The organism is Streptomyces sp. NPDC050264 (genome assembly GCF_040655895.1).
GTDB lineage: Bacteria > Actinomycetota > Actinomycetes > Streptomycetales > Streptomycetaceae > Streptomyces.
Map to the genome: position 1 here is coordinate 273,888 of NZ_JBFAKV010000010.1, position 24,176 is coordinate 298,063.

Here is a 24,176-nt window from a genome sequence, read left to right on the forward strand (position 1 = left end):
TTCTCGGCGTGGTTGCGCGAAGCCACTCTGACGGGTTGTCACCATGCGGGTCGCACAGGTCCGTTGGGCGCCACCGCCGTCAGCCGCTCGCACAGCGCGCGGGTCTCGCCCTCCCCCAGGCGCTCCGCCCAGGGCCGCACCGCGTCGGCCGCGGCCTCCTCGGCCGCCCGCGCCTCGCGCTGCCCCGGGCGAACGCCTGAGGTCTCACGCGGCCAGCGAGGCCGGGACGATCGCCCCGGGGCCGAAGCGGGCCCGCGCCCGGTCGGCCACCGCCTCGAGCACCCGGGCCCGCTCGTCCACCGGGTCGAAGGTCAGCTGCCGCGAGGCGCCTTCGACGGGTCCGAGCCCCTCCGCCCGCAAGGAGACACCGCGCACCCGGGCCCGCTGCAGCCCCAGCGCCTCGTACATCCGGTACGCGGCCCCCGCCAGGGCGACGGAGTGGGCGGTCGGTTCGGGGAGCACCCGGCTGCGTACGGTCGAGGACCGGTCGGCGTAGCGCACCGTCAGGGTCAGCGAGCGGCACACCTGCCCCTCGTCCCGCATCCGGGCGCCCACCTCGTCGGCCGCGGACAGCAGGGCGCGCCGGTGCCGGTAGGGGTCCAACTCGTCGCGCACGAAGGAGCGTTCGGCGGCGAGGGAGCGTGCGGCGGCGTTCGGGACGACCCGGGTGCGGTCGATGCCCCGCGCCTTGTCGTGCAGCTCGCGCCCGAGGCGCGCCGTGGTGAGGCGCTGCAACGTGGAGAGCGGTGCGGCGGCGAGCCGCCCGACCGTGTCGAGCCCGTACTCGCACAGCGTCCGCGCGGTCGCGGAGCCGATCCCGGGCAGTGCGCCGACGGGCCGCCCCGCGAGGAACTCCCTTACGTCACCGACCACTTCGGTCACGCCGGTCGCGGCCCCGCGTGCGGCCATCCGGGCGAGCATCGGTCCGGGCCCGGCCCCGATCACGCACTCCACGTCGTACAGGGCGACGGCCCGCACCCGGATGACGGACGCGATCTGCCGCGCGTCCCGTCCGAAGTACCGTACGGCGCCGCGCAGGTCGACCAGCGCGGTGTCGGGCGGCAGCGCCTCGACGGCCGGGCTGAACTCGCCCAGCAGCGCGAGGAGTCCGGGCAGGGGCGCCTCGTCCGCGGGCGGCAGCAGGAACCGCACGCACAGCACACCGCCCGGCTCCCCGCTCAACTCTGCGTCCCGCTTCTCGCGTTCACTGTCCACCGCGCTCACCCCGCACTTCCCGAACTCTGGTGCCACAACTTGCGATGACTGCCCGGCACTCCGTCACCGGCCGGCTTGAGGTCGGCCCACGGGTGCATCTCGTACCCGTTGGGGAGCCGGATCCGCCGGTCGGCGCCGTCCGGGGCGGCCGTCTCCTCCTCGGGGCCGGGCGCGGCCATCCGCCGCGCCACCTCGTCGAGCCCCTTCTCGCGGTACACCTGCGTCAGCTCCGCGAGATTCCATGCCGCCGCGCCCACGACGCTCAGACTGCGCGGCCCGCGCCGCTGCACGGTGCCGCGCACCAGCAGCAGCCAGGAATGGAAGACGGTGTGCGCGCACGCGGCGTGCGCGTCGTCGAAGAACGCGAGGTCGACGAGGCCCGTGCCGTCGTCGAGGGTGGTGAAGACGACCCGCTTGCCGGAGCGGATCGGCGGGGTCTGGGTGGCCGCCTTGGCCCCGGCCACCAGCACGGTCCTGCCGTGCTCGGCCTCCCGCAGCCGCCGCGCCGACACGACACCCAGCTCCCGCAGGAACTGCTCGTAGTCGCCCATGAGGTGGCGCGACGTGTCCATGCCGAGCACGCCCAGCTCGGCGCTGATCCGTTCCGTGTCGCCGAGGTCGGGCAGCCCGGCCGAGGCGGTGCGCCGCCCGCCGGCCAGGGGCAGCTGCTCGCCGCGCGCGCCCTGCCCGGAGCGCTGAAGCTCCGTCAGATGCAGTTGCAGATCACGGCGGTTGGCGCCGAACGCGTCGAGCGCCCCGACCTGGGCGAGCCGGGTGGCGAGCGGGCGGCTCGGCCGGGCCCGCTCCCAGAAGTCGAGCAGCGAGGCGTACGGCTGCTGCTCCTCGATGCGCGCGGCCTCCGCCGCGCTGATCCCGTACACGTCGCAGAGCGCGAGACGCACGCCCCACTTCTCCATGGGGCCGGCGGAGCCGCCGGACTCGGACACCAGTTCGATACGGTGGGCGACCGCGGACCGGTTCACGTCCAGCGGGAGCACCGGCACCCCCCGCCGTCGCGCGTCGGCGAGCAGCAGCCGCTTCGGGTACATCCCCGGGTCGTGCGTGAGCAGTCCCGCGTAGAACGCCGCCGGGTGGTGGGTTTTCAGCCACGCCGACTGGTAGGTGGGGACGGCGAAGGCCACGGCGTGCGCCTTGCAGAACCCGTAACTGCCGAACGCCTCCACGATCTCCCAGGTCCGCGCGATGGTGTCGGCGTCATAGCCGCGCACCGCCGCGTGCTGCGCGAACCAGAACCGGATGCGTCCCTGCGACTCGGGGTCGGACAGCCCGCGCCGCACCCGGTCGGCCTCGTCGCGCCCGCAGCCCGTCATGATGTCGACGATCTTGATGATCTGCTCGTGGAAGACGACGACGCCGTACGTCTCCTCCAGCGCCTCCGCCAGGTCCGGGTGCGGGTAGCGGACCGGCGCCCGGCCGTGCCGCGCCTCGATGAACGGCCGCACCATGTCGGCGGCGACGGGCCCGGGGCGGAACAGGGAGATGTCCACGACCAGGTCGTGGAAGGTGGCGGGCTGCAGCCGCCCCACCAGATCCCGCTGCCCCGGCGACTCGATCTGGAAGCACCCCAACGTCTCGGTGGACTTGATGAGCCGATACGTCGCCGGGTCCCCCTGCGGCACCGCGTCGATGTCCACGGGGGTACCGGTCGCGCGCTCGATCTCTCCCGCGGCGTGCGCCAGCGCCGACTGCATCCGCACGCCGAGCACGTCCAGCTTGAGCAGCCCGAGGTCCTCCACGTCCTCCTTGTCGAACTGCGCCATGGGCAGGCCCTCGCCGCTGGTCGGCACGGTCGGTGTGCGGGCGGGCAGGGAGGCGTCGGAGAGCAGCACGCCGCACGGGTGCATGGCGACCCCGCGGGGCAGCGCGTCGAGCGCCTCCACCAGTTCCCACAGCCGGGGCCTGTCCCCGAACTCCCCGGCGATCTGCCGGAGTTCGGGCAGTTCCGCCATGGCCGAGCGGGCGTCGCGGGCCCGGACGTGCGGGAACGCCTTGGCGATGCGGTCGATGTCGGCGGGGTCCATGGACAGGGCCGCGCCGACATCACGTATCGCGTGCCGCACCCGGTAGGTCTCCGGCATCGCGACGGTGGCGACGCGCTCGGCGCCGAACCGGTCGAGGATCGCGCGGTAGACGTCCAGGCGGCGCGCAGACTCGACGTCGAGGTCGATGTCGGGCAGCACATAGCGCCGCTCGGACAGGAAGCGCTCCATCAGCAGGCCGTGTTCGACGGGGTCGGCGTTGGCGATGCCGAGCGCGTAGGTGACCAGCGACCCGGCGCCCGATCCGCGCGCCGCGACCCGGATCCCCATGTCCCGTACGTCGTCCACGACCTGAGCGACCGTCAGGAAGTAGGTGGCGAAGTCGTGGTGCGCGATGATGTCCAGCTCACGGTGGAGCCGCTCCCAGTAGGCGCGGTCGCCCGTGTGGCCGAGGCGGACCAGGCCGGCCGTCGCGCGGGAGGCGAGGACGCGGTGCGCGGTGCGCCGCCCGGCGCCCACGAGGTGCGGTTCGGGGAAGCGCACGGAGCCGATGCCGAGGTCGCCCTCGGGGTCGACGCGGCAGGCGTCGGCCGTGGACCGGGTCTGTTCGAGCAGCCGGTGGGCGGTGTCGCGGCGGAAGCCGGCCGCCTCCACGACCCGCTCGGCCTCGCGCAGCATGGCGTCGGCGTCTTTCAGCCACCGTTCGCCACTGTCGAGCTCCTTGGCCGGGTCGACGGGCACGAGGCGGCGCGCGGCGTCCAGGACGTCGGCGACGGGGCCCGCGCCCGGGTCGGCGTAGCGGACGTCGTTGCTGAGGACGGGGCGCACCCCCTGCTCGGCGGCGAAGCCGACGGTGCGGGCGGCGAGCCGCAGCGAGCCGGGGCCGGTCCCCCGCCTTCCGTGGTGGACGGCTTCGAGGCGCAGGTCGTCGCCGTAGATGTCGCGCCAGGCGGCGAGCAGGCCGGCCGCCTTGTCGGGGCGTCCGGCGGCGAGTGCGCGGCCCACGTCGGAGGCGGGCCCGAGCAGCACGGTGAGGCCGGTCCCATGGTTCTCCTCCCACGGCAGCCGGGCGTCCCGGGCGTCCTCGGCGTGCGCGGCGGTGATCATGCGGCAGAGCTCGGCCCAGCCGCGCGCCCCGTCCCGGGCGAGAAAGGTGACCCTGGGTGTCGATTCGTCGATGAAGGCGCCGCCGCGCACGGGTGCCCGGCGCCGGTCGCCGCGCTCGGGGTTCCCGACCGCGAGTTCCGTACCGAACAGCGGCCGCACCCCGTGCTTGGCACACGCCTTGGCGAATCGAACAGTGCCGGCGACGGTGGACCGGTCGGTGAGGGCGACGGCGTCCATGCCGCGCTCGGCGGCGCGTTCGGCCAGCCGCTCCGGGTGGGACGCGCCGTAGCGCACGGAGAACCCGGACACGGTGTGCAGATGCGTGAAGCCCGGCACACGCACCTCCAGCACACCTCGAGCCAATCGGATCTCACCTTCCCCACCTCCACCATAGACCAAGTTTCGAACATCTGTACGACGATGGGTGGGCGGTACTCGTTCGGCCCACCCCGCCTGCGGGACGTGGCCCCCCGCCGGACCGTGGGGGGCATGAAGTTCGCCGATGAGTTCAGGAACGCCGTCACTCCCCGCGCCGCGCTGCTCGTCATCGGCGTACTCGCCCTGCAGCTGTTGTTCATCGCTTCGTACGTGGGGGCGCTGCACAATCCGAAGCCGAAGGACGTGCCGTTCGGCGTCGCGGCCCCGGCTCCGGCCGCCGCCCAGCAGACCGAGCAGCGGCTGGCGAAACTGCCGGGCTCCCCGCTGGATCCGCGCGTGGTCGCCGACGAGAAGACGGCGCGGCAGCAGATCATGGACAGGAAGATCGACGGCGCGCTGATCCTCGACCCGCGGGGCGGCAAGGACACCCTGCTCGTCGCGTCCGGCGGCGGCACCGTCCTGGCGAACGCCCTGGAGACGCTCGCCACCAAGGTCGACGGCGCGGAGCGACGGACCGTGCGGACGGTCGACGTGGCACCGGCCTCCGCCCAGGACTTCGACGGTCTCTCGTCCTTCTATCTCGTCGTCGGCTGGTGCGTCGGCGGGTATCTGTGTGCCTCGATCATGTCGATCAGCGCCGGGTCCAAGGCCGCGAACCCGCAGCGCGCGGCGATCCGGCTCGGCACCATGGCGATCGTCTCGATCGTCGGCGGCATCGGCGGCTCGCTCATCATCGGCGACTCGATCCTCGGCGCGCTGCCCGGCTCCTTCTGGGCCCTGGCCGGGCTCGGCGCGCTCGTCACCTTCGCGGTCGGCGCGATCACGCTCGCCCTGGAGGAGCTGACCGGCATCGTCGGCATCGGGCTGGCCGTGCTGCTGATCGTCGTCGCGGGCAACCCGAGCGCGGGCGGCGCGTTCCCGCTGCCGATGCTGCCGCCGTTCTGGCAGGCCATCGGGCCCTGGCTGCCGCCGGGCGCGGGCACCTGGGCGGCCCGTTCGATCGCCTACTTCGACGGCAACGCCGTCACGAAGTCCCTGCTGGTCCTCTCGGCGTGGGCGGTGGTCGGCGTCGTGGTGACGCTGCTGCTGCCCGGCCTGCGCGAGAAGAGGCGCAGCGGTACTCGGCGCGGCGGGGCGGCGGAGGACGGGTCGACGCACGTCGGCGTGGCCTCGTGAGCTTCCTCAACCGCTCGGGCCCTGCCGCCCAGGCCGTCTCCGTCAAGCGCATGGAGCCGACCGCCCAGGCCCAGCTCGGCCCGCTCGGGCTGACCGGCTTCATCGTCGTCACGATGATCGCCACCGGCATCGACGCGGGGGTCTTCCCCGAGAAACTGGCGGCTGCCGACGTGCCCGTGGTCGGCTTCTTCATCGGCGGTCTCGCGCAACTGCTCGCGGGCCTGTTCCAGGTGCAGCGCGGCGACACCTGGCACGCCACGGTCTTCGGCGGCTTCGGCCTGTTCTGGATGGCGAAGGCGCTGATGCTCCTGTGGGTGCTGCCGTCGCTCGACCCGTCGCTGCACGGCGACGCGATGGGCCTGTTCACGCTCCCCTGGGTGTTCGTGGTCTTCGTGCTGTGGCTGGCGAGCTGGCGCATCCACCTGGTCCTGCTGCTGACTTTCAGCTGCGTCCTTGTCGTCTTCGTCGCGATGACGTGCAACGGCTTCACGGGCCTGGTCGGCTGGAACCGGGTCGCGGGCTGGTTCGGGCTCGGCGCCACGCTCGGCGCGCTGTATCTGCTCGCCGGCCAGCTCATGGCGTCGACCTGGGGCCGCCCGGTACTGCCGATGGGCCGCTTCCTGGCGCCGCCGGACCCCGTCGAGTCGTGACGTCGTAGGAGATCTCGCAGTACGCCTCGAAGCAGACCCGTCCGGGAGGCTCCGTGCTCACGACCCTCGCCGTCGAGAACTACCGCTCCCTGCGCCGTCTGATCGTCCCGCTCGGCCGCCTCACCGTGATCACCGGCGCGAACGGCACCGGCAAGTCCAGCCTGTACCGCTCGCTGCGGCTGCTCGCCGAAGCGGCCCGCGGCGGGGCCGTCGCCGCGCTCGCGCACGAGGGCGGGCTTCCCTCGGTGCTCTGGGCGGGCGAGCGCGACACCGGCCCGGTGGGCCTGCGGCTCGGCTTCGCGGGCGACGCGTTCGGGTACGCCGTCGACTTCGGACTGCCCTCCTCCAGCGGCGCCGGACCGGGCGGCGCCCCCTCCCTGTTCGCCCTCGACCCGGAGATCAAGCGGGAGTGCACCTGGGCGGGACCGGTGCTGCGCCCCGCCGCCCTGCTGTGCGACCGCGCGGGCCCCGCGGTGCGCACCCGCGCCGCCGACGGCAGCTGGCACCGCACCCAGGGGCTTCGCCCGTACGACAGCATGCTGAGCGAGCTCGCCGACCCCGGGCTCGCCCCGGATCTGCTCCGGCTGCGCGAGCTGATCCGTTCCTGGCGGTTCTACGACCATGTACGCACCGACGCCGGGGCGCCCGCCCGCGCGGCGCGCGTCGGCACCCGCACCCCGGTCCTCTCCCCCGACGGCGCCGACCTGGCCGCCGCCCTGCAGACCATCCGGGAGACCGGCGACGACGCGGCGCTCGACGAGGCCGTCGCGGACGCGTTCCCCGGCAGCCGGGTCCGGGTGGCCGACAGCGGCGGCCGGTTCGAGATCCAGCTCAGCCCGCGGTCTGAAGCGCCCGCTGGGTCCCGCCGAGCTCTCCGACGGCACCCTGCGCTATCTCCTCTGGGCGGCCGCGCTGCTCACCCCGCGCCCGCCCGAACTCCTCGTCCTGAACGAGCCGGAGACCAGCCTGCACCCCGAACTCCTGGACCCGCTGGCCCACTTGATCCTCGCCGCGGCCAAGAACTCCCAGGTCGTCGTGGTCACGCACGCCCGGCCGCTCGCGGACGCCCTGGAACGCGGCGCGCCCCGCCACCGCGTCGACCTCGACTCCATCGAACTGGTCAAGGAGTCCGGCCGGACGGCGGTGGCGGGGCGCGAGGGCCTGCCGGACGAACCGCTGTGGCACTGGCCGAAGCGGTGACCCGCGGACCGCGACCGCTCGGAACCGCTCAGAACTGCGGGACGCCCTCGGAGTTTCCGTAGTACGCCTGCCGCATCAGCTGCCGCATGTCGTCGATCATCGGCATCCGCGGGTTGGCGGGCGCGCACTGGTCGGCGTACGCGTTCATGGCCTGCTGAGGCAGCGCCTCGATGAACGTCCGCTCGTCGACGCCCTCGGCCTGGAAGGAGGCGGGGACGCCGCAGCGGTCGCGCAGCGCCTCGACGGCCCTGGCGTACGACTCCACGCCCTCCGCCGGGGTCGCGGCCGGCAGGCCCAGCATCCGCGCGATCTCCTGGAACCGCTCGGGGGCCCGGTACGTCTCGGCCTTCGGCCAGGGGGTGGCCTTGTGGGTGACGGTGCCGTTGTGCCGGATGACGTGGGGCAGCAGCAGTGTGCGTTGGTGCGGCCGTGGGCGACGTGGAAGGTGTTGCCGAGGGTGTGCGCCATGGCGTGGACGAGTCCGAGGAAGGCGTTCGCGAAGGCCATGCCCGCGATGGTGGAGGCGTTGTGCATCTTCGCGCGCGCCCCGGGGTTCTTCGCGCCGTCCGTCACGCACGCTTCCAGGTTCTCGAAGATGAGCTTGATCGCCTGGAGGCACTGGCCGTCGGTGAAGTCGTTCGCGTAGACGGAGACGTACGCCTCGGTGGCGTGGGTCAGCGCGTCGAATGCGGAGTCGGCGGTGACGGCCGGCGGCAGGTGCATCGGCAGCATCGGGTCGACGATCGCGACGTCCGGGGTGAGCGCGTAGTCGGCGAGGGGGTACTTCTGGGCGGCGGCCGGGTCCGAGATGACCGCGAAGGGGGTGACCTCGGAGCCCGTTCGGCGATCTCGGTGATGCCGTTGATCTCGTCGCGGGCGATGACACCGGCCGTCCGCAGTCCGCGCATCGAGTTCACGACGTGCTCGCACGCGAAGAGGTTCTTGACCGCCTTGTCCTCGAACAGACCGCGCCCGGTCTCCTCGACGGCCGCCTTCGCCAGCTCACCGTGGTGGCTCAGCGCCGCGAGCGACGCCTTCTTGACGATGTGGTCCACCTGCTCCTGGTCGAACGTCTCGAACCGGGCGAGCGCCGCCCGCGCACGCGCGACCAGTTCGTCGACCTTGCCCTCGGTTTCCACGGCAGGCTCCCTTTTCCACGACCTTTTCGCTGATGGTTAAATTCCACACCTATACGGTCGGCTCAGCGGGCGGAAAAGGGCCTCAGCCCACAGGGAGAAAGTCCCGACGGGGTACCGAAGGATCACCCGATACCCGCTCTCACCTGCCGGAACAGGGCTGGACCTTAGCCCCTTGAGTGCTTGTGAACGCTTGTGAACGCTTTCACAAGAATATCCGAAAAAGCCCCGCCCCCGCTTTTGCGGGGGCGGGGTGCGAAACTGCGGGTCAGCCGATTTCCGCCCCGAAAGTGGAGAGCGCTTCCGGTACCGGCTGGAAGAACGTCTCGCCGCCCGAGGTGCAGTCGCCGCTGCCGCCGGAGGTGAGACCGAGCGCCGTGTCACCGGCGAAGAGGGAACCGCCGCTGTCACCGGGTTCGGCGCAGACGTCGGTCTGGATGAGGCCGTTGACGATGTCGCCGTTGCCGTAGTTCACGGTGGCGTCCAGGCCGGTCACCGTGCCGTCGTGGACCTGGGTGGTGGACCCGGAGCGGGTCACCTTCTGGCCGACGGTCGCGTCGCCGGCCTGGGTGATCTGCTGCGCGGAACCGTTGTAGAGGTTCACCTCGCTGGGGTGCGGAACGTCGGCCGTGTACTTCACGAGACCGAAGTCGTTGTCCGGGAAGCTGGACTGCTCGTTCGTGCCGATCTCCTGGCCACTGGAGTCGGACCAGCTGGAGATCGCCTCGGTGCAGTGGCCCGCCGTGATGAAGTACGGCTGGCCGCCCTTGACCACGTTGAAGCCGAGGGAGCAGCGACCGCCCCCACCGCTGATGGCGTCACCGCCCGCGATGAAGGGCTTGAACTCACCCTGCGTGCGCTGGAGTTCGGCCTTGGAGCCGAGGCCGTCGACGACCTTGCCCAGCTTGTCCCAGGCCGCGCCCTTGACCGTGCGGTCGGCGGTGACGACGACCTTGTTGGTCGCGGGGTCGGTGGCCCAGGAGGTACCCGGGATGGTGGCGTCGCTCTTGAGGGTCGTCCGGGCGCTCTTGAGCGCGGAGAGGGAGTTCTCCACGACTCTGGCCCGGGCTCCGGCCGCCTGGACGGCCTGCGCGGCGTCCTGGTTCAGCACGTTGACGACGAGGTTCTTGGCCTTGGCGTCGTAGTAGCTGCCCGCCGTATCCGCGCCGAGGTTCTTCGTCAGAGCAGAGGCGAGGTTTCCGGCCTTCGCGACGGAGAGGGTCCGGGGCGCCGCGTTCGGCGTCTCGGTGCTCGCGTTCGCAGTCTGGAAGGTGATGCCCGCGGCTGCCAGGGCGGCGATGCCCGCTCCGGCCACGGCAACGCGCCGCTTGGGTATGCGTCGGTGCTTCAACTCACTGCCTCCTGTGGGGGGTTGGGAACAGGCCCGATGTGGGGGTGGGCCGGATCCGTGAGGCTGACGCGCCCACTATCCCGACCGTCACAGGGAGCACACAAGGTCGACTTCAGGACGCGCGTCCGAGAACCCCCATGCGCCCCTCACCACTTGAGTGCCCCCGCCCCGCCCATGTCGGTTCCCATTGCAAACACCCTGTGCACAGAGTGGCTGGCTGAGGGTAAGGCCTAGTCCTGTCCGAAAATCGCCGGTGTGAAAGCGCCGCTACGGCGCATCCCCGTCCACGGCCGGAGGCTCCGCGGCGCCGGGCACCCCGCCCCGGGGCTCTCTGTCCAGCTCCGTCAGCTGCTGGACGGTGGCCTGCGCGGCGCGCCCCGCGTCGCCGGGGGTGGCCCGCTCCAGGAACCGCAGGAGCTCCACGGGGAACGGCAGGACGAGTGTCGAGTTCTTCTCGGCGGCGACCGCCACCACCGTCTGCAACAGGCGGAGTTGGAGCGCTGCGGGCTGGTCGGACATCACCCCGGCGGCCTCGGCGAGCTTCTTCGACGCCTGCAGCTCGGCGTCGGCGTTGATGACGCGGGCCCGCCGCTCGCGGTCCGCCTCGGCCTGCCGGGCCATCGACCGCTTCATGGTCTCCGGCAGCGACACGTCCTTGATCTCGACCCGGTCGATCTGTACGCCCCACCCGATGGCCGGGCTGTCGATCATCAACTCCAGGCCCTGGTTGAGCTTTTCGCGGTTCGACAGCAGATCGTCGAGGTCGCTCTTGCCGATGATCGAACGCAGCGAGGTCTGCGCCATCTGCGAAACCGCGAACCGGTAGTCCTCCACCTGCACCACGGCCTCGGCGGCGTCGACGACCTTGAAGTAGATGACGGCGTCCACCCGCACGGTGACGTTGTCCCGCGTAATGCCGTCCTGCGCGGGCACGGGCATCGTCACGATCTGCATGTTGACCTTGCGGAGCTTGTCCACGAACGGCACGATCATCGTGAACCCGGGTCCGCGCACCGCCGGTTTGAGGCGGCCGAGGCGGAAGACCACCCCCCGCTCGTACTGCCTGACGACCCGCGCCGCAGCCATCCCGTACACCGATCCGGCGCAGACGACGGCCACTCCCGCCGCCACCAGTTCCTCCACCATCGCACGGCCCCCCAGGGTCCGAAGTGGGCGCGACAGACCTCTGCTTCGACGGTAGCCCCGTCAGGGGAGCAACGGGAGGGCCGGACCACGGTGACCGACAAGAGAAGCCCCCGCCGGTCGGATCGACCGGCGGGGGCTCCCGCTGCTGGCTGCGGTTCAGGATCGTACGTGAGGGATCACGGACGACGGGGTCAGAAGACGTGCACCCCGTACGCGCTGAGCGCCTCGGTGACCGGCTGGAAGAAGGTCGTACCGCCGGACGTGCAGTTGCCGCTGCCGCCGGACGTCAGACCGTACGCCGTCGTCCCGCCGTACAGCGGACCGCCGGAGTCGCCGGGCTCGGCGCACACGGTGGTCTGGATGAGACCGGACACGACGTCGCCGCCGCCGTAATTGACGGTGGCGTTCAGTGCGGTGACCCTACCGCTGTGGATGCCGGTGGTGGAACCGCGCCGGGTGACGGTCGTGCCCACGGACGGCGTGGCCGCGCTCGTGATGTCCTGGCTGCCGACCGCGCCGGACTTGGCCACCGAGCTGTTGGTGTATCGCACGATGCCGTAGTCGTTGCCCGGGAAGCTGGACCCCGAGGTGGTGCCCAGGGTCGTCGTGTGACCCGAGTTGGACCACCAGGTGCCCGCGCCGTCGGTGCAGTGCCCGGCGGTCAGGAAGTAGTAGTTCCCGCTGTTGTCCTGGACGTTGAAGCCCAGCGAGCAGCGCCAGCTACTCGCATAGATGGCGTCGCCGCCCGAGATCAGCTTCTTGAAGGTGCCGGCCGTGCGCTCGATCTTGAGCGCTCCCGCGGTGGCTCCGGCCTCCTTCTCGATCTTGTTGATCTCGGCCTGCGAGACCGTGGAGTCCACGGTCACGACGACCTGTTTGGTCTTCGCGTCGACGGCCCACGCCGTACCGGCGATGTCGGCGCCACGCACCGCATCACTGGTCTGGGTGAGTTCGGCGGCGCTGAAGGCCTGGGGGGTTTCGGCGGCGTGCGCCGAGGGTGCGGCGAAAGCGGCCGCGGCAAGGAAGCCGGTACCCGCGGCGATCAGCCGGGTCCGTCTCGCTATGCCACTGCGAGGGGTGGTGCGCTTGATCCTCACTGCTCGTTCCTCCCGAGGGAAGTCGGGGGCCCACGTGGGGTTGGGGCCCGTGAGGCGCAGCCAGGTGGCACGGCGAAAGCCCGGATTCCGAACACGCCGTGCCCCTGACAAGCGCTGTCCGGGAGTATTCGACGAGTCAACTGATCGCCGCAAGAGCGCCTTTCGGACTTCGGCCATGCACGGCGGCCTGCCCCGACGGCTTCTCTCGTACGGTCCGTACGCCGTCGGGGCTCGGCTCCTCAGGTCAGACGGAATTCGGGGCCGTCAGGTTCCGTTCCCCGGCCTCGACCGCGACGGCGAGCGTGTTGCCCGGGGGCGGGAAGGGGCAGATGAAGTGGTCGGCGAAGGCGCAATTGGGGAGCACCGCGCGGTTGAGGTCGACGGTGGTCCCGCCCTGTTCGTCGGGCGCCTGCGGATACAGGAAGCGGAACCGGAAGGTGCTGGTCCCGCTGGTGGCGTCGGCGAAAACGGCCCACAGCCGGCCGTCGCCCTGCCGCGCCACCCGCAGGGTGTGCCGCCGGCCGGCGAGCGTGAAGGTCAGCTCGCCGGCGAGCCCCAGCCCGCGCTCCTTGCCGTCGGCGTTCCCGACGCGGATCTCGCGCGCGCTCTCGTACGGCGTGAAGCGTCCCTCGACCGACCAGCGCGGGTCGTAAGGGGTGATGTCGATTCCCTGGAAGGCCCTGCGGGTGGGCGCGGCCGGGTCGAAGTCCCGTACGGCCCACAGGCCTTCGCGCGCGATGGCGACAAGGTGCCGCTCGCCGAGCGTCACGGTGGCGTCGGCGGCGACCCGTACCTCCCCGTCGACCTGCTGTCCTTCCACGGCGAGCCCGTCGGCCGCGCTCGCGGTGAGGACGAGCGCGTCGCCGTCCGCGCGCCACTGTCCGGGGATGGCCGGAAGTCGGCCCTCCGGATGGTCGTCGAGCCAGTGCGTGCCGGCGAGGGAGAGCGGGCCGTAGGGCGCGGAGACGGCGGCGGTCCGCTCCTCGTGCCACTGCTTCCAGAGGTCGGCGGCGTCACTCATGCCGGGGTCCTTTCGTGGTGCGGTGCGGGCGTGCGCAGTCCCAGATGGGAGCGGAGCGTGGTGCCCTCGTATTCCGTGCGGAACGCGCCGCGCTCCTGGAGCAGCGGCACGACGTCGTCGACGAAGTCGTCGAGCCCGCCGGGGGTCAGATGCGGTACGAGGATGAATCCGTCGGCGGCGTCGCCCTGGACGAACGCGTCGAGTTCGGCGGCGACCGCGTCGGGCGTCCCGATGAACGACTGCCGGCTGCTCGCCTCGATCACGGTCTGCCGGATGGACAGCCCCTTGGCGTGGGACAGGGTGCGCCACTTCTCGGCGAGGGTGAGCACGTCGCCGCGGTGCGTGCGCCCCTGGGTCAGGCCGGAGTCGACGACCGGGTCGAAGTCGGGCAGCGGACCGTCCGGGTCGTACGAGGACAGGTCGACGCCCCAGATCTGTTCCAGGGCGAGGATCGCGTTCTGCGGCGAGACCTGTCGGCGGCGGATCTCCGACGCCTTCTCCTGTGCTTCGGCGGCCGTGTCGCCGAGCACGACCGTCACGCCCGGCATGATCTTGAGGTCGTCGGGCTCGCGCCTGTACCTCGCGAGCCGCGCCTTCACGTCGGCGTAGAAGACCTGTCCGGCTTCCAGGGTGCCGTGCCGGGTGAAGATGACGTCGGCGGCGGACGCGGCGAACTCCCGGCCCTCGTCGGAGTCCCCCGCCTGGATGACGACGGGGTGGCCCTGCGGCGGGCGCGGGACGGTGAACTCCCCTTCGACGGTGAAGTGCTGCCCGTCGTGCCGGAACGGGCGCTCGGTGCCCGCGTCCCACAACTCCCTTGTCAGCTCTACGAATTCGGCGGCCCGGGTGTAGCGGTCCGCGCGGTCGAGGTAGCCGCCGCGGCGGAAGTTCTCGCCGGTGAAGGCGTCCGAGGAGGTCACCACGTTCCAGGCCGCGCGGCCGCCGCTGAGGTGGTCGAGGGAGGCGAAGCGGCGGGCGATCTCGTACGGCTCGTTGAAGGTCGCGTTGACCGTGGCGGCGAGCCCGAGCCGGTCGGTGACGGCGGCGAGCGCGTTCAGGACGGTGAGCGACTCGGGCCGCCCGACCACGTCGAGGTCGTGGATGCGGCCCTTGTGCTCGCGCAGCCGCAGCCCCTCGGCGAGGAAGAAGAAGTCGAAGAGACCGCGTTCGGCGGTGCGGGCGAGGTGTTCGAACGAGGTGAAGTCGATCTGGGACTTCGACCGGGGGTCGGCCCAGACGGTCGTGTTGTTGACGCCGGGGAAGTGCGCGGCGAGATGGATCTGCTTGCGTGCGGTACGGGTCGAGGTCATGCCGGGTCCCCCGCGAGGGCTGCGAACCGGTTGGCGGGCCGGGCGAGCCCCAGGTGCTCCCTGAGCGTGCTGCCCGGGTAGAACGTGCGGAACAGCGCGCGGTGCTGGAGCAGTGGCACGGTCCCGTTGACCAGGCGCTCCAGGTCGCGGCGCGGGTCGAGCGGCGTCAGGTGGAAGCCGTCGGCGGCGCCGGAGCGGTGCCAGTCGGTGATGAGTTCGGCGAGGTCCACGGGGCCGCCGCGGTACAGCGGACCGTCCTCGGTGGGCAGCGGGCCGCCGCCGTGCCCCGGCTGGGCGGCGTGCTCGCCGCCGCCGAGGTCGATCCGCAGGGCGGCGAGGACGCGCAGCGCCTCGGGGTCGCGGCCGTGCTCGACGGCCCTGCGCCGCAAACCGGCCCGCACGTCGGCCAGTTGGGCGGGATCCGCGACGCCGACGAGGGCGACGTCCGCGTGCCGGGCCGCGACGTCGTACGCGTACGGCTGGGTGGCGTCGACCACGACGACGGGGTTGCCCTGCGGCGGGCGCGGCACGATGGACGGGCCGCGCACGGAGAACGTACGCCCCTCGAAGTCGACGTGGTGCAGCTTGCCGCGGTCGACGAACCGTCCCGTGGCGACGTCCCTGATCTCGGCGTCGTCCTCCCAGCTGTCCCACAACCGGCGTGCCGCGTCGACGACCTCGCCGGCCTCCTGCCACAGGTCGGCGGGCGCGGCAGCGTGCCTGCGCCCGAAGAGGCGTGCCTCGTCGTCGCCGAGCGAGACGTCGGGGCGCCAGCCGGCCCGGCCGCGGCTCGCCCAGTCGAGCGTGGCGACGGCGGCCTGCACGTGGAAGGGCTCGGTGTGGGTGGTGGTGACGGTCGGCACGAGCCCGACCCGGGAGGTCCGCGGGGCGATCCTGGACAGCACGGAGAGGCTGTCGGGGCCCGCCGTGCCGAAGCTGTCGTGGAGCGTGACGAAGTCGAGGGCGCCGTGTTCGGCGAGCCGGGCGAGCTGGAGGTAGGGCTCGGCGTCGTACGTGCCGGGCAGGTCGACGGCCGCGGCGAGATGCGGCAGGCCCCGGCCGGGTTTACTGGTCATGGGTGGGTGAACCTTTCGGCAGGACAGTCGGGTTGGCGAGCACGCGGGGGCGCGGCGACCCGCTGGGCCTACGGCTTGGGCAGGCCCTTGGGGTTGATCTCGGACTTCGGCACGGCCTCGCTCGACAGGTCCCAGCGCTTCAGCACCCGCCCGTACGACCCGTCCTCGATCACGTGGTCCAGGGCGGCGGCGTAGGCGTCGACGAGCCCGCTGTCCTTCCTCGTGGTCGCCGCGATCTTGCCCTGCACCAGGTCGCCGCCGCCCGAGACGGTGCCGATGATCTGGGACTGTCCGGCGGACGCCACGTGGTAGGCGGCGGACGGGTTCGGGCCGAGGTAGGCGTCGATGCGGCCGGACTGGAGCGCCAGGTAGTAGTCCGTGTCCTTCTGGAAGTACTTGATGGTGACGGGCTTCCGGCCTGCCTTCTCGTTCTCCTTGCTCCAGTCCACGAGGATCTTCTCCTGGTTGGTGCCGGAGGAGACGGCGATGGTCCTGCCCGCGACGTCCTTGGGTCCCTTCACCCGCCAGCTCGTGCCCTTCTTCGCCTCGAACGCGATGTTGTCGAGCCGGTACGTCGCGAAGTCGTACTTCTCCTTGCGCTCCTCGGTGACCGTCACGTTGGAGAACACCGCGTCGAACTTCCCGCTGTCGAGTCCGACGAAGAGGTTCTCCCAACTCACCTGCTCCTGCTGGGGCTTGAGACCGAGGGTGTCGGCGACGAGCGTGGCGATGTCGAGTTCGGAGCCGATCCGGGTCTTGTCGTCGGTGGCGAAGAAACCGAGCGGTGGCGAGGCGTCGGCACTGCCGCCGAGCCGCAGCGTGCCGCGCTTGCGGATCGCCGCGGGCACCAGGGCCGCGATCTTGTCGACCTTCTTGCCGCGGATGCGGTTCTGGTCGGGGCCGATGTTGATGTTGCCGACCTTCTTGGTGCCGCCGCTGCCGCTGCTCGTGGAGGCGTCACTGTCACCTCCGCAGGCGGCGAGCAGCGGGGCGACGGCGAGCGCGGCGACGGAGGCGGCGAGGGTGCGACGGGACAGCATGGGCGTACTCCTAAAGAGGGTGCTGCGTAAGTGAGTTGAGGGGGGGGAGCTCAGAGGACCTTCGACAGGAACGCCTTAGTGCGCTCCTCGCGCGGGGCGTCCAGTACGTCGCGGGGGGCGCCCTGCTCGACGATGCGGCCCTCGTCCATGAAGACGACGGTGTCGGCGACCTCCCGCGCGAAGCCGATCTCGTGCGTGACGACGATCATCGTGGTGCCCTGGTGCGCCAGGTCCTTGATGACGTCGAGGACCTCGCCGACCAGCTCCGGGTCGAGCGCGGACGTCGGCTCGTCGAAGAGCAGCAGCTTCGGCTCCAGGGCGAGAGCGCGGGCGATGGCGACGCGCTGCTGCTGGCCGCCGGAGAGCTGGCGGGGGTAGGCGTCGGCCTTGTCGGCGAGCCCGACCCGGTCGAGGAGCGTGCGGGCGCTCTCGGTCGCCTGGGCGCGGGGCCGTTTGAGCGCGGCGACGGGCGCCTCGATGACGTTCTCCAGGACCGTGAGGTGCGGGAAGAGGTTGAAGTTCTGGAAGACGAAGCCGATGTGCGTGCGCTGCTTGAGGATCTCGCGCTCGCGCAGCTCGTACAGCTTGTCGCCGGAGCGGCGGTAGCCGACGAGCGCTCCGTCGACGCTGATCCAGCCGCTGTCGACCTTCTCCAGGTGGTTGATGGTGCGCAGCAGCGTCGACTTGCCGGAGCCGGACGGGCCGAGCACGACGGTGACCTCGCCGGCCCGCACCTCCAGGTCGATGCCGCGCAGCACTTCGAGCGTTCCGAAGCTCTTGTGGACGGCCTTGATGTCGACCATGGGAGCGGGCGCGGGGACGGAAGCGGGGGCGCTCATCGGGTCGTGCCTTTCGCGAAGTGGCGCTCCACGTAGTACTGGAGTACGGAGAGCGCACTGGTCAGGAGGATGTACCAGGCGGTGGCGACCATGAGGAGGGGCACCACGCGGCCGTTGCGGCCGTAGATGACCTGCACCTGGTAGAAGAGTTCGCCGATCGCCATGACGGAGACGATCGAGGTGCCTTTGAAGAGGGAGATGACCTCGTTGGCCGCGTTCGGCAGGATCGAGCGCATCGCCTGCGGCAGCACGATCCGGCGGATCTGCCGCAGGCGCGGGATACCGAGCGCGGCCGCGGCCTCCAACTGGCCGGTGTCGACGGCGAGTACACCGCCGCGCACGATCTCCGCGGCGTACGCGGCCTGGTGCAGGGCGAGCCCGAGGACGGCCGCGCTCATCGCGCCGACCAGGCCCATCGTGTCGAAGGAGAAGAAGCCCGGCCCGAAGGGGACGCCGAACTGCAACTCCTTGTACAGATAAGCCAGGTTGAACCAGAACAGCAGCTGCACGATCAGCGGGATCGAGCGGAACGCCCAGATGTAGCCGAAGGCCACCGTCTTCAGGAACCGGCTCTGCGACAGCCGCATGAAGGCCAGGATGATTCCGAGGGCGAAGCCGAGCGCCGTGCCGTAGAAGGTGAGCTGGAGGGTCGTCCAGACGGCCTTGAGGATGACGTCGGCGGTGAAGAACTCGCCGAACACCTCCCACTCCCAGCCTGCGTTGGTGACCAGGCCGTGGACGAACTGGGCGAGCAGCACCGCGGTCGCGGCGATGGCGACCCAGCGCCAGGGGTGGCGTACGGGGACGACCTTCAGCCGGCCGTAGTCGGTGGCGGGCGCGGCCGTGGCGGCTTTGTCGCTCTTCTCGATGGGTGGATCACTGGTCAGCGGCATAGGGGTACCTCAAAAGATCAAAAGCTCGGAAGGGAGGGCGGAGCGGGCGCCGGGATATGTGGCAGGCGCTGTCAGGCCGCGGTGGCGCGACAGGAAAGGTCGCGCAGGAACGCGAGGACCGCTCGCGCGGTGGCGTCGTTCTGCCGGAACGAGGGGCTGTTCGTCCGCGGCCGGGTGAAGGCTCCGGCGCCGCGCGCGTTGGTGTGCGGGCCGAGTGCGAAGCGGCGCGGGTGGGCGCTGCCGTCGCCGTACAGGACGCGCCCGTCGTCCGGGTCGACGGCCAGCAGCCCCGCGGGGGTCGACTGGGCCCCGTCCTCGTGCAGCTCGCGCAGCAGCCGGTCGCGGGTACGGGCGAGCGTGGGCTGCGGCAGGCGGGCCTCGACGAGGGCGCGGGCCTCGACGACGTGGCCCGGCACGGTGACACCGGTGGCCCGGAAGACCCCGCCCTCGGCGCTGATCCGCATGTCGGCGCCGACGAACTTCACGACGCCCGCGCGGGAGAGCGCGAGCAGCTGGCGCAGCCGCGGTCCGGGCGGCCCGGACGCCAGGTAGCTGAAGAAGCCGTGCCACCAGGTGCCGATGTCGCCGAGCCGCATGACCTGCCCGTACACGGAGAGCAGCCCGAGGAAGACGGCGAGGTCGGGGCTGTGCGCGGGGTCGTGGCGGCGCTCCAGGTCGGCGGTGATGTGGCCGCGCAGTCCTTCCTGGAGCTCCTCGTACGAGGTGTGCCGGACGCCGTCGAGGGGGTGGTCGAGGGCGGCGAGGTCGAGCCGGTCGGCCGGGTCGGGCACGGCGGACGTGACGAGGGCGTGCAGCTCGGCCCCGAGCGGGGCGGCGGCGTACTTCTCCTCGAAGTGGGCCCAGGCCATGGCGGTGCGCTCGGGGTGCGCGGTGAACAGGCGGTGGTAGTGCGCGTAGCCGAGTTCCTTGTCGATGAGCGGCCACACGTCGGCCAGGAAGCCGAACCCGCCCTGCCTGGCGAGGAGTTCGTCGATCTGCGCGGGACCGAGGAAGCGTGGCAGCGGGGGCCGCTCGCCCGCCGCCGCGTCCCAGTCGTAGCCGATCTTCGAGTGGTACGGCACGCCGCGTCGCGACCCGACGTGCAGCACGGGCTCGCGGCCGGAAGGGAGATAGCGATCACCCTCGTAGCGCCCGCCGCGCCCCTCGGTGAGGAGCACCATCAGGTCGACGAAGGCGAGCCCGAAGCCGCGGACGAGGACGTCCTGTCCCGGTGCGAGCGCGCTCAGATCGGTGTCCGCCGTGAAGTCCGGCGGCAGATGGACCAGGCCGTGCCGCTCGGCGTACGCGCTCAACGCCCCCTGTTCGGCGTCGAGTTCGGCGTCGAGGTGGCCCTGGGCGAGGATGACGACATCGGCGAGCAGCGGCCTCGGGCGGTCCTCCAGCCACACCTGCTGGCGGCCGTGGCGCGGCCCGCCGACCCGCAGCGCCTTTCGTGCGTGATGGTGGACGACGACCCCGTCGGGCAGCCCGGCGACGGCCTTCTCGTACACCCACCGCAGATAGCCGCCCTGACTGCGCCGGTCGGCGAAGACGCGCCCGTCGATCCCGGCCCACTCGTGCAGCGCGGGACCCGGCAGCACGGGCCCGTCGACCTGCACGGTGTCGTCGGTGTACATGGTGACGTCCTGGGCCTGCGAGTTCATCCACAGCAGCGGCGACTGCTCGCGCCGCCAGATGCGTCCGGGGCCCGGCGGGTACGGGTCGACGAGATGCACGTCGAGCTCCAACGACCGCGCGTCGTCACGGGTGTTGGCCGCGATGCGTTCCAGGACGCCGGTCCCCCGCGGACCGGCGCCCACGATCACCAGGGACTGCCGGACCGAGCGTGCCGCGCTCATCGTGTCGTCCCGCGCGCGTAGTGCCGCTCGATGCAGTACTGGCCGACACTGAGCAGCGAGGTCACGACGATGTACCAGATGGTGGCGACGAGGAGCAGCGGTATGACCTGGTACGTCCGGTGGTAGACGAGCTGTACCGAGTACAGCAGGTCCTGGACGGCGATGACGCTGACGATGGAGGTGCCCTTGAGGGTGCCGATCAGCATGTTCCCGGCCGGCGGCACGATGGAGCGCATGGCCTGCGGGAGCACGATGCGGCGCCAGCGCCTGAAGCGGCTCAGCCCGAGCGCCTGGGCGGCCTCGATCTGGCCGCGCTCGACGGAGAGGATGCCGCCACGCACGACCTCGGCGGCATAGGCGGCCTCGTGCAGGGTCAGCCCGATGATGGCGACGGTGACGGGCCCGAACAGGTCGACCGTCTTCACGCCGAGGAGCTTCGGGTACAGGGCGCCGATGTTGAACCAGAACAGCAGCTGCACCAGGATGGGCATCGACCGGAACAGCCATACGTACCCCCAACTCACCGCGCGCAGCACGGGGTTGGCGGAGAGCCGCATGACGGCGAGCAGGGTGCCGATGGCGAAGCCGAGCGCCATGACGAAGGCGGTCAGCCACAGGGTGAGCCCGAGCCCGCGCAGCACGGACGTCGAGGTGAAGTACTCCCCGACGACGTCCCACTGGAACGCCTCGTTGCGCAGGACCGAGTTGACGGCGAGGCCGAGCAGAATGAGGACGAGGGCCGCGGCGACCCACTGACCGGTGCGGCGCCGCGGGACGATGCGCGGCACGGCGGTCTCGGCGGGCGGGGCCGAGGGCGGGACTTTGGCGAGGGTGTCTGAGGACATGAGAAGGCTCCGTGGGGCTGGACATCCAGCACGGTCTTGCCTTCACACCTGTTGCTCGCACGCCTGTCGCTCGTACGAGATCGGCACCGGAGCCCCTCAGCAGCGGTACCGCCCCTGAGAGTACGGGGCGGTTCGGCTGCGTTGTCAAGGGTGTCCAGACTGTGAGCCGTACGTCTCAGATGAGTTGACGCCGAAACGGATGCCTGTTCCACTTGTGCCCATGCATCCGCAGCAGTGGCTGGTCACGCGCTCCCACATCGACTTCGGTCGAGTGTGGTCCGCGTCCTGTTGATGCCCTTCTGACGCCTTCTGCGCGCGTCACTCTTCTTTCTCCTCGCGTCTTCGCGTCACTTCCCCACCTCTTTTCCACGCGTCCCGGTACGCGCAGTTCCGCGTATCCGCCCGCGCCTTCACCCTGCTGCGCCCTCCCCTCCCCTCGCCCCACCCCGCGTGCCGGTCATCACCGAAGGGCAGAACCCACCCCATGCGCACCACATCCCTGACCTCGACGTTCGCGTTGATCACCGTCGCCGCGCTGGGTCTGACCGCCTGCGGCTCCGGTGGCGCCGGCGACGACGCGGCACCCGCCGCCGCGAAGAACGCCACGATCCCCACGAAGGATGTGGTGTCGGCCGTCACGAAGGACCCCGCGGCGGCGAAGCTGCTCCCCGCGGACGTCCGCAAGAGCGGCAGCCTCAAGATCGCGGTCAGTGTCGGCGGTTCCCCGCCCAACTCGACGTATCTGCCCGACGGAAAGACCATCGTCGGCCAGGACATCGACTTCGCGAACGCGGTCGCCAAGGTGCTCGGCATCAAGCTGAACCAGGAGGTCGCCGGCTTCGAGGCGATCCTGCCGGCCCTGGACAGCGGCAAGTACGACCTGGGCACGGGCAACTTCGGTGTCACGGACGAGCGGCGCAAGACGATCGACTTCGTCACCTACATCAACGACGGCCAGGGCTTCGCCGTCCGCAAGGACAGCGACCTGAAGAAGGTCACCGACCTCAAGCAGCTGTGCGGGCTGAACGTGGCGACGGGTGCGGGCACGACCTTCGAGGCGACGCTGGAGGAGAACAAGGGGATCTGCAAGGAAGCGGGCAAGAAGGCGTACGACGTCAAGACGTACGCCGAGTCGAGCGCCGTCTGGTCCTCGCTCCAGCAGGGCCGCTCCGACGTGGTGATGAGCACCATCAACGGCCTGCGGTACGCGGTGGACCAGCAGGAGGGGCTGAAGTTCCTCAACGAGTTCCACCGCCTCGACGTCGGCTTCGCCTTCAAGAAGGGCACGCCCCTGGCCCCCGCGTTCCGGGCCGCGGTGAACAAGCTGATCGCGAACGGCACGTACGCGAAGATCCTCAAGAAGTGGGGCACGACGGCGTCGGCGGTCGACACGTCCCAGATCTCACCGCCCGAGATCAAGGACTGAGGTCAGGGCCTGAGACGGTTCCGCGGCCGGGGCCCCGCGCCCCGGCCGGAACCGGCACCCCTGCCTCACAGTCCGCAGTCGCAGCACGAGCAGCATTCACAGCACTCGCACGCCTCGCAGCACGAGCAGTCGCCACAGTTGCAGTTGCCGCAGAGACCCTCGCGCTTCTTCCGGGACCAGGGGCCCTCATACTCGTCGGCGCAGCACACCTGGCAGGTGCAGCAGAGCCCGAGCGCGACGGCACACCCGGCGAGCAGCCCCCGCTTGCCGGGCCTGGGCGGCTGGAAGGACGGCCCGCCCCCGAAGCCACCGGGCCCGCCGGGGCCGCCCGGACCACCCGGATCGCCGCCCCCGTAGGGATTGTTCGAGGTGTACGCCCCCGACCCGCCGGGCGCGTACGGGCTGCCCGGAGCCCCGGTCGGCAGCCAGCCCTCCTGCCCGCCGCCCCGCTGAGGCGTGGACGCCGAACCGGAGTGCGCGGCATGCCCCGTGGCACACGTGCCCGCCCCGAACGCCCGGTCCACCGCGCGCCCCACCTCGTGCGCGAGCAGCAGATGCGCCAGCTTCCCGTCCATGAAGTCGACCTCGCGCAGCGCGAGCCGGATGCCGTGCACGGCGTCGTCGGCGAGCCGCCGCGCCTCGGCGAGGCCGGTTCCGGTGGCGGTCAGCGGATTCCAGGCGCCGGCGGCGGCATCGGCTTCGCGGTCCTCCACGGCGTCCAGGAGATGCGCGAGCCGCCCGAACAGCCGCCCTGCCTCGGCGAGCGGTTCGGCGTTGTGCGGCCGGCCCGCGAGGCGGGCGGTGTGCGCGAACGCGGCGGCGGTCGCCGTCTCGGTCGGCTCGGTGACGGTCAGCACCGACGCTCCGGGCCCGGCCAGCTCCTCGATCCCGGCCTGCCGTTCCACGGCGTCGACGAGCACCGCCGTGTCGAACCCGACGTCCGATCCGGTACGGGCCCCGGCCCGGCCCCAGCTCGCGGCGACCTTCCGCGCGGCGAGCGCCACCGGCCTGCGGGCGAACAGACCGTCCCGGTCGTCGACATGGTCACGCACCTTCGCCGACGCGAGCACCAGGGAGACGGCGGCGGCGAGCCGCGCGCCCTCGCCCCGCGCGACGGACGCGGTACGCATCCCGCGCAGCGGACAGGGACCCGCCTGTCTGCGCCCGCCGTCGGCCCGTTCGGCCTGAGCCTCCGTCAGGACCGAGACCAGCAAACCGTCGTAGTTCGTGACGACCCGGGCGAACTGCCCGTGATCGCCGCGCAGGGCCAGGCACAGCCCGCAGAGATGAGCCATCCACTGAGCCTTCAGTCCCTCACCGAGCCGATGACTGCAAGGTCGGACAATTCCGAACAAGGCGACTCCCCCGTACGCCGGATGACGGTCCGTCAACAAGCCGACACGCCGCGCCA

19 protein-coding genes and 2 pseudogenes are annotated in these 24,176 nt (G+C 71.5%); 5 read left to right on the top strand and 16 right to left on the bottom strand.

Going from position 1 to position 24,176, the window contains the following annotated elements:
• Positions 1-38: 38 nt before the first annotated feature.
• The 3 genes and pseudogenes from AB0J02_RS20485 to AB0J02_RS20495 form a co-directional block, all read right to left on the bottom strand.
• Positions 39-170, bottom strand: a pseudogene (locus AB0J02_RS20485) (MarR family transcriptional regulator); the annotation flags it as partial.
• A 34-nt stretch (positions 171-204) separates the two neighbouring features.
• Positions 205-1,215 carry a hypothetical protein gene (locus AB0J02_RS20490; RefSeq protein ID WP_363195119.1) on the bottom strand — a complete coding sequence of 337 codons (1,011 nt, stop codon included), beginning with the start codon at positions 1,213-1,215 and terminating at the stop codon, positions 205-207.
• A 5-nt stretch (positions 1,216-1,220) separates the two neighbouring features.
• Positions 1,221-4,658: a DNA polymerase III subunit alpha gene (locus AB0J02_RS20495; protein ID WP_363195199.1), complete on the bottom strand. Its 3,438-nt coding sequence runs from the start codon at positions 4,656-4,658 to the stop codon at positions 1,221-1,223.
• Between the two features lie 153 nt (positions 4,659-4,811).
• On the opposite strand from AB0J02_RS20495, the gene AB0J02_RS20500 reads away from it, so the two are divergent.
• The 3 genes from AB0J02_RS20500 (at position 4,812) to AB0J02_RS20510 (ending at position 7,726) form a co-directional block, all read left to right on the top strand.
• Complete coding sequence (locus tag AB0J02_RS20500) at positions 4,812-5,876, top strand: DUF3533 domain-containing protein (RefSeq protein WP_363195120.1); 1,065 nt, start codon at positions 4,812-4,814, stop codon at positions 5,874-5,876.
• Positions 5,873-6,526, top strand: coding sequence for an acetate uptake transporter (locus AB0J02_RS20505; RefSeq protein WP_363195121.1), 654 nt, complete (start codon positions 5,873-5,875; stop codon positions 6,524-6,526). Before AB0J02_RS20500 ends, AB0J02_RS20505 begins: the two co-directional genes overlap by 4 nt.
• Before the next feature lie 621 nt (positions 6,527-7,147).
• Entirely contained in the window at positions 7,148-7,726 is a 579-nt protein-coding gene (locus AB0J02_RS20510; RefSeq protein ID WP_363195122.1) for an AAA family ATPase, read from the top strand.
• Between the two features lie 28 nt (positions 7,727-7,754).
• On the opposite strand, the pseudogene AB0J02_RS20515 reads toward AB0J02_RS20510, so the two are convergent.
• Positions 7,755-8,566 (bottom strand): annotated as a pseudogene (locus AB0J02_RS20515) (iron-containing alcohol dehydrogenase); the annotation flags it as partial.
• A gap of 80 nt (positions 8,567-8,646) precedes the next feature.
• Here AB0J02_RS20515 and AB0J02_RS20520 point away from each other — a divergent pair.
• Positions 8,647-8,898, top strand: a complete 252-nt coding sequence (locus AB0J02_RS20520; protein WP_363195123.1) for a hypothetical protein — start codon at positions 8,647-8,649, stop codon at positions 8,896-8,898.
• Between the two features lie 232 nt (positions 8,899-9,130).
• Here AB0J02_RS20520 and AB0J02_RS20525 read toward each other — a convergent pair whose 3' ends face one another.
• From AB0J02_RS20525 to AB0J02_RS20575, 11 genes are all read right to left on the bottom strand, one after another.
• Positions 9,131-10,213 (bottom strand): S1 family peptidase, encoded by a 1,083-nt coding sequence (locus AB0J02_RS20525; RefSeq protein WP_363195124.1) that lies wholly within the window; start codon positions 10,211-10,213, stop codon positions 9,131-9,133.
• Between the two features lie 267 nt (positions 10,214-10,480).
• Complete coding sequence (locus AB0J02_RS20530; RefSeq protein WP_363195125.1) at positions 10,481-11,359, bottom strand: slipin family protein; 879 nt, start codon at positions 11,357-11,359, stop codon at positions 10,481-10,483.
• A 191-nt stretch (positions 11,360-11,550) separates the two neighbouring features.
• On the bottom strand, positions 11,551-12,456 hold the full coding sequence (locus AB0J02_RS20535; RefSeq protein ID WP_363195126.1) for a S1 family peptidase: 906 nt from the start codon (positions 12,454-12,456) through the stop codon (positions 11,551-11,553).
• A 244-nt stretch (positions 12,457-12,700) separates the two neighbouring features.
• Positions 12,701-13,477 carry a DUF1684 domain-containing protein gene (locus AB0J02_RS20540; protein WP_363195127.1) on the bottom strand — a complete coding sequence of 259 codons (777 nt, stop codon included), beginning with the start codon at positions 13,475-13,477 and terminating at the stop codon, positions 12,701-12,703.
• Entirely contained in the window at positions 13,474-14,787 is a 1,314-nt protein-coding gene (locus AB0J02_RS20545) for an LLM class flavin-dependent oxidoreductase (RefSeq protein WP_363195128.1), read from the bottom strand. The genes AB0J02_RS20540 and AB0J02_RS20545 overlap by 4 nt, the downstream gene beginning before the upstream one ends.
• Positions 14,784-15,863 carry an LLM class flavin-dependent oxidoreductase gene (locus AB0J02_RS20550; protein WP_363195129.1) on the bottom strand — a complete coding sequence of 360 codons (1,080 nt, stop codon included), beginning with the start codon at positions 15,861-15,863 and terminating at the stop codon, positions 14,784-14,786. The genes AB0J02_RS20545 and AB0J02_RS20550 overlap by 4 nt, the downstream gene beginning before the upstream one ends.
• Before the next feature lie 68 nt (positions 15,864-15,931).
• Positions 15,932-16,903 (bottom strand): ABC transporter substrate-binding protein, encoded by a 972-nt coding sequence (locus tag AB0J02_RS20555; protein ID WP_363195130.1) that lies wholly within the window; start codon positions 16,901-16,903, stop codon positions 15,932-15,934.
• Positions 16,904-16,953: 50 nt separating this feature from the next.
• Positions 16,954-17,742, bottom strand: coding sequence for an amino acid ABC transporter ATP-binding protein (locus AB0J02_RS20560; RefSeq protein WP_363195131.1), 789 nt, complete (start codon positions 17,740-17,742; stop codon positions 16,954-16,956).
• Entirely contained in the window at positions 17,739-18,635 is an 897-nt protein-coding gene (locus tag AB0J02_RS20565; RefSeq protein WP_363195132.1) for an amino acid ABC transporter permease, read from the bottom strand. Before AB0J02_RS20565 ends, AB0J02_RS20560 begins: the two co-directional genes overlap by 4 nt.
• Before the next feature lie 71 nt (positions 18,636-18,706).
• Complete coding sequence (locus tag AB0J02_RS20570) at positions 18,707-20,494, bottom strand: FAD/NAD(P)-binding protein (RefSeq protein WP_363195133.1); 1,788 nt, start codon at positions 20,492-20,494, stop codon at positions 18,707-18,709.
• Positions 20,491-21,339 carry an amino acid ABC transporter permease gene (locus tag AB0J02_RS20575; protein ID WP_363195134.1) on the bottom strand — a complete coding sequence of 283 codons (849 nt, stop codon included), beginning with the start codon at positions 21,337-21,339 and terminating at the stop codon, positions 20,491-20,493. Before AB0J02_RS20575 ends, AB0J02_RS20570 begins: the two co-directional genes overlap by 4 nt.
• Positions 21,340-21,823: 484 nt before the next feature.
• Between AB0J02_RS20575 and AB0J02_RS20580 the strand changes: the two genes are divergently transcribed.
• Positions 21,824-22,765: an ABC transporter substrate-binding protein gene (locus tag AB0J02_RS20580; protein ID WP_363195135.1), complete on the top strand. Its 942-nt coding sequence runs from the start codon at positions 21,824-21,826 to the stop codon at positions 22,763-22,765.
• Between the two features lie 65 nt (positions 22,766-22,830).
• Here AB0J02_RS20580 and AB0J02_RS20585 read toward each other — a convergent pair whose 3' ends face one another.
• The gene (locus tag AB0J02_RS20585; protein ID WP_363195136.1) at positions 22,831-24,120 is read right to left on the bottom strand and encodes a DUF5685 family protein; all 1,290 of its coding nucleotides are present in this window, start codon (positions 24,118-24,120) and stop codon (positions 22,831-22,833) included.
• Positions 24,121-24,176: the final 56 nt, after the last annotated feature.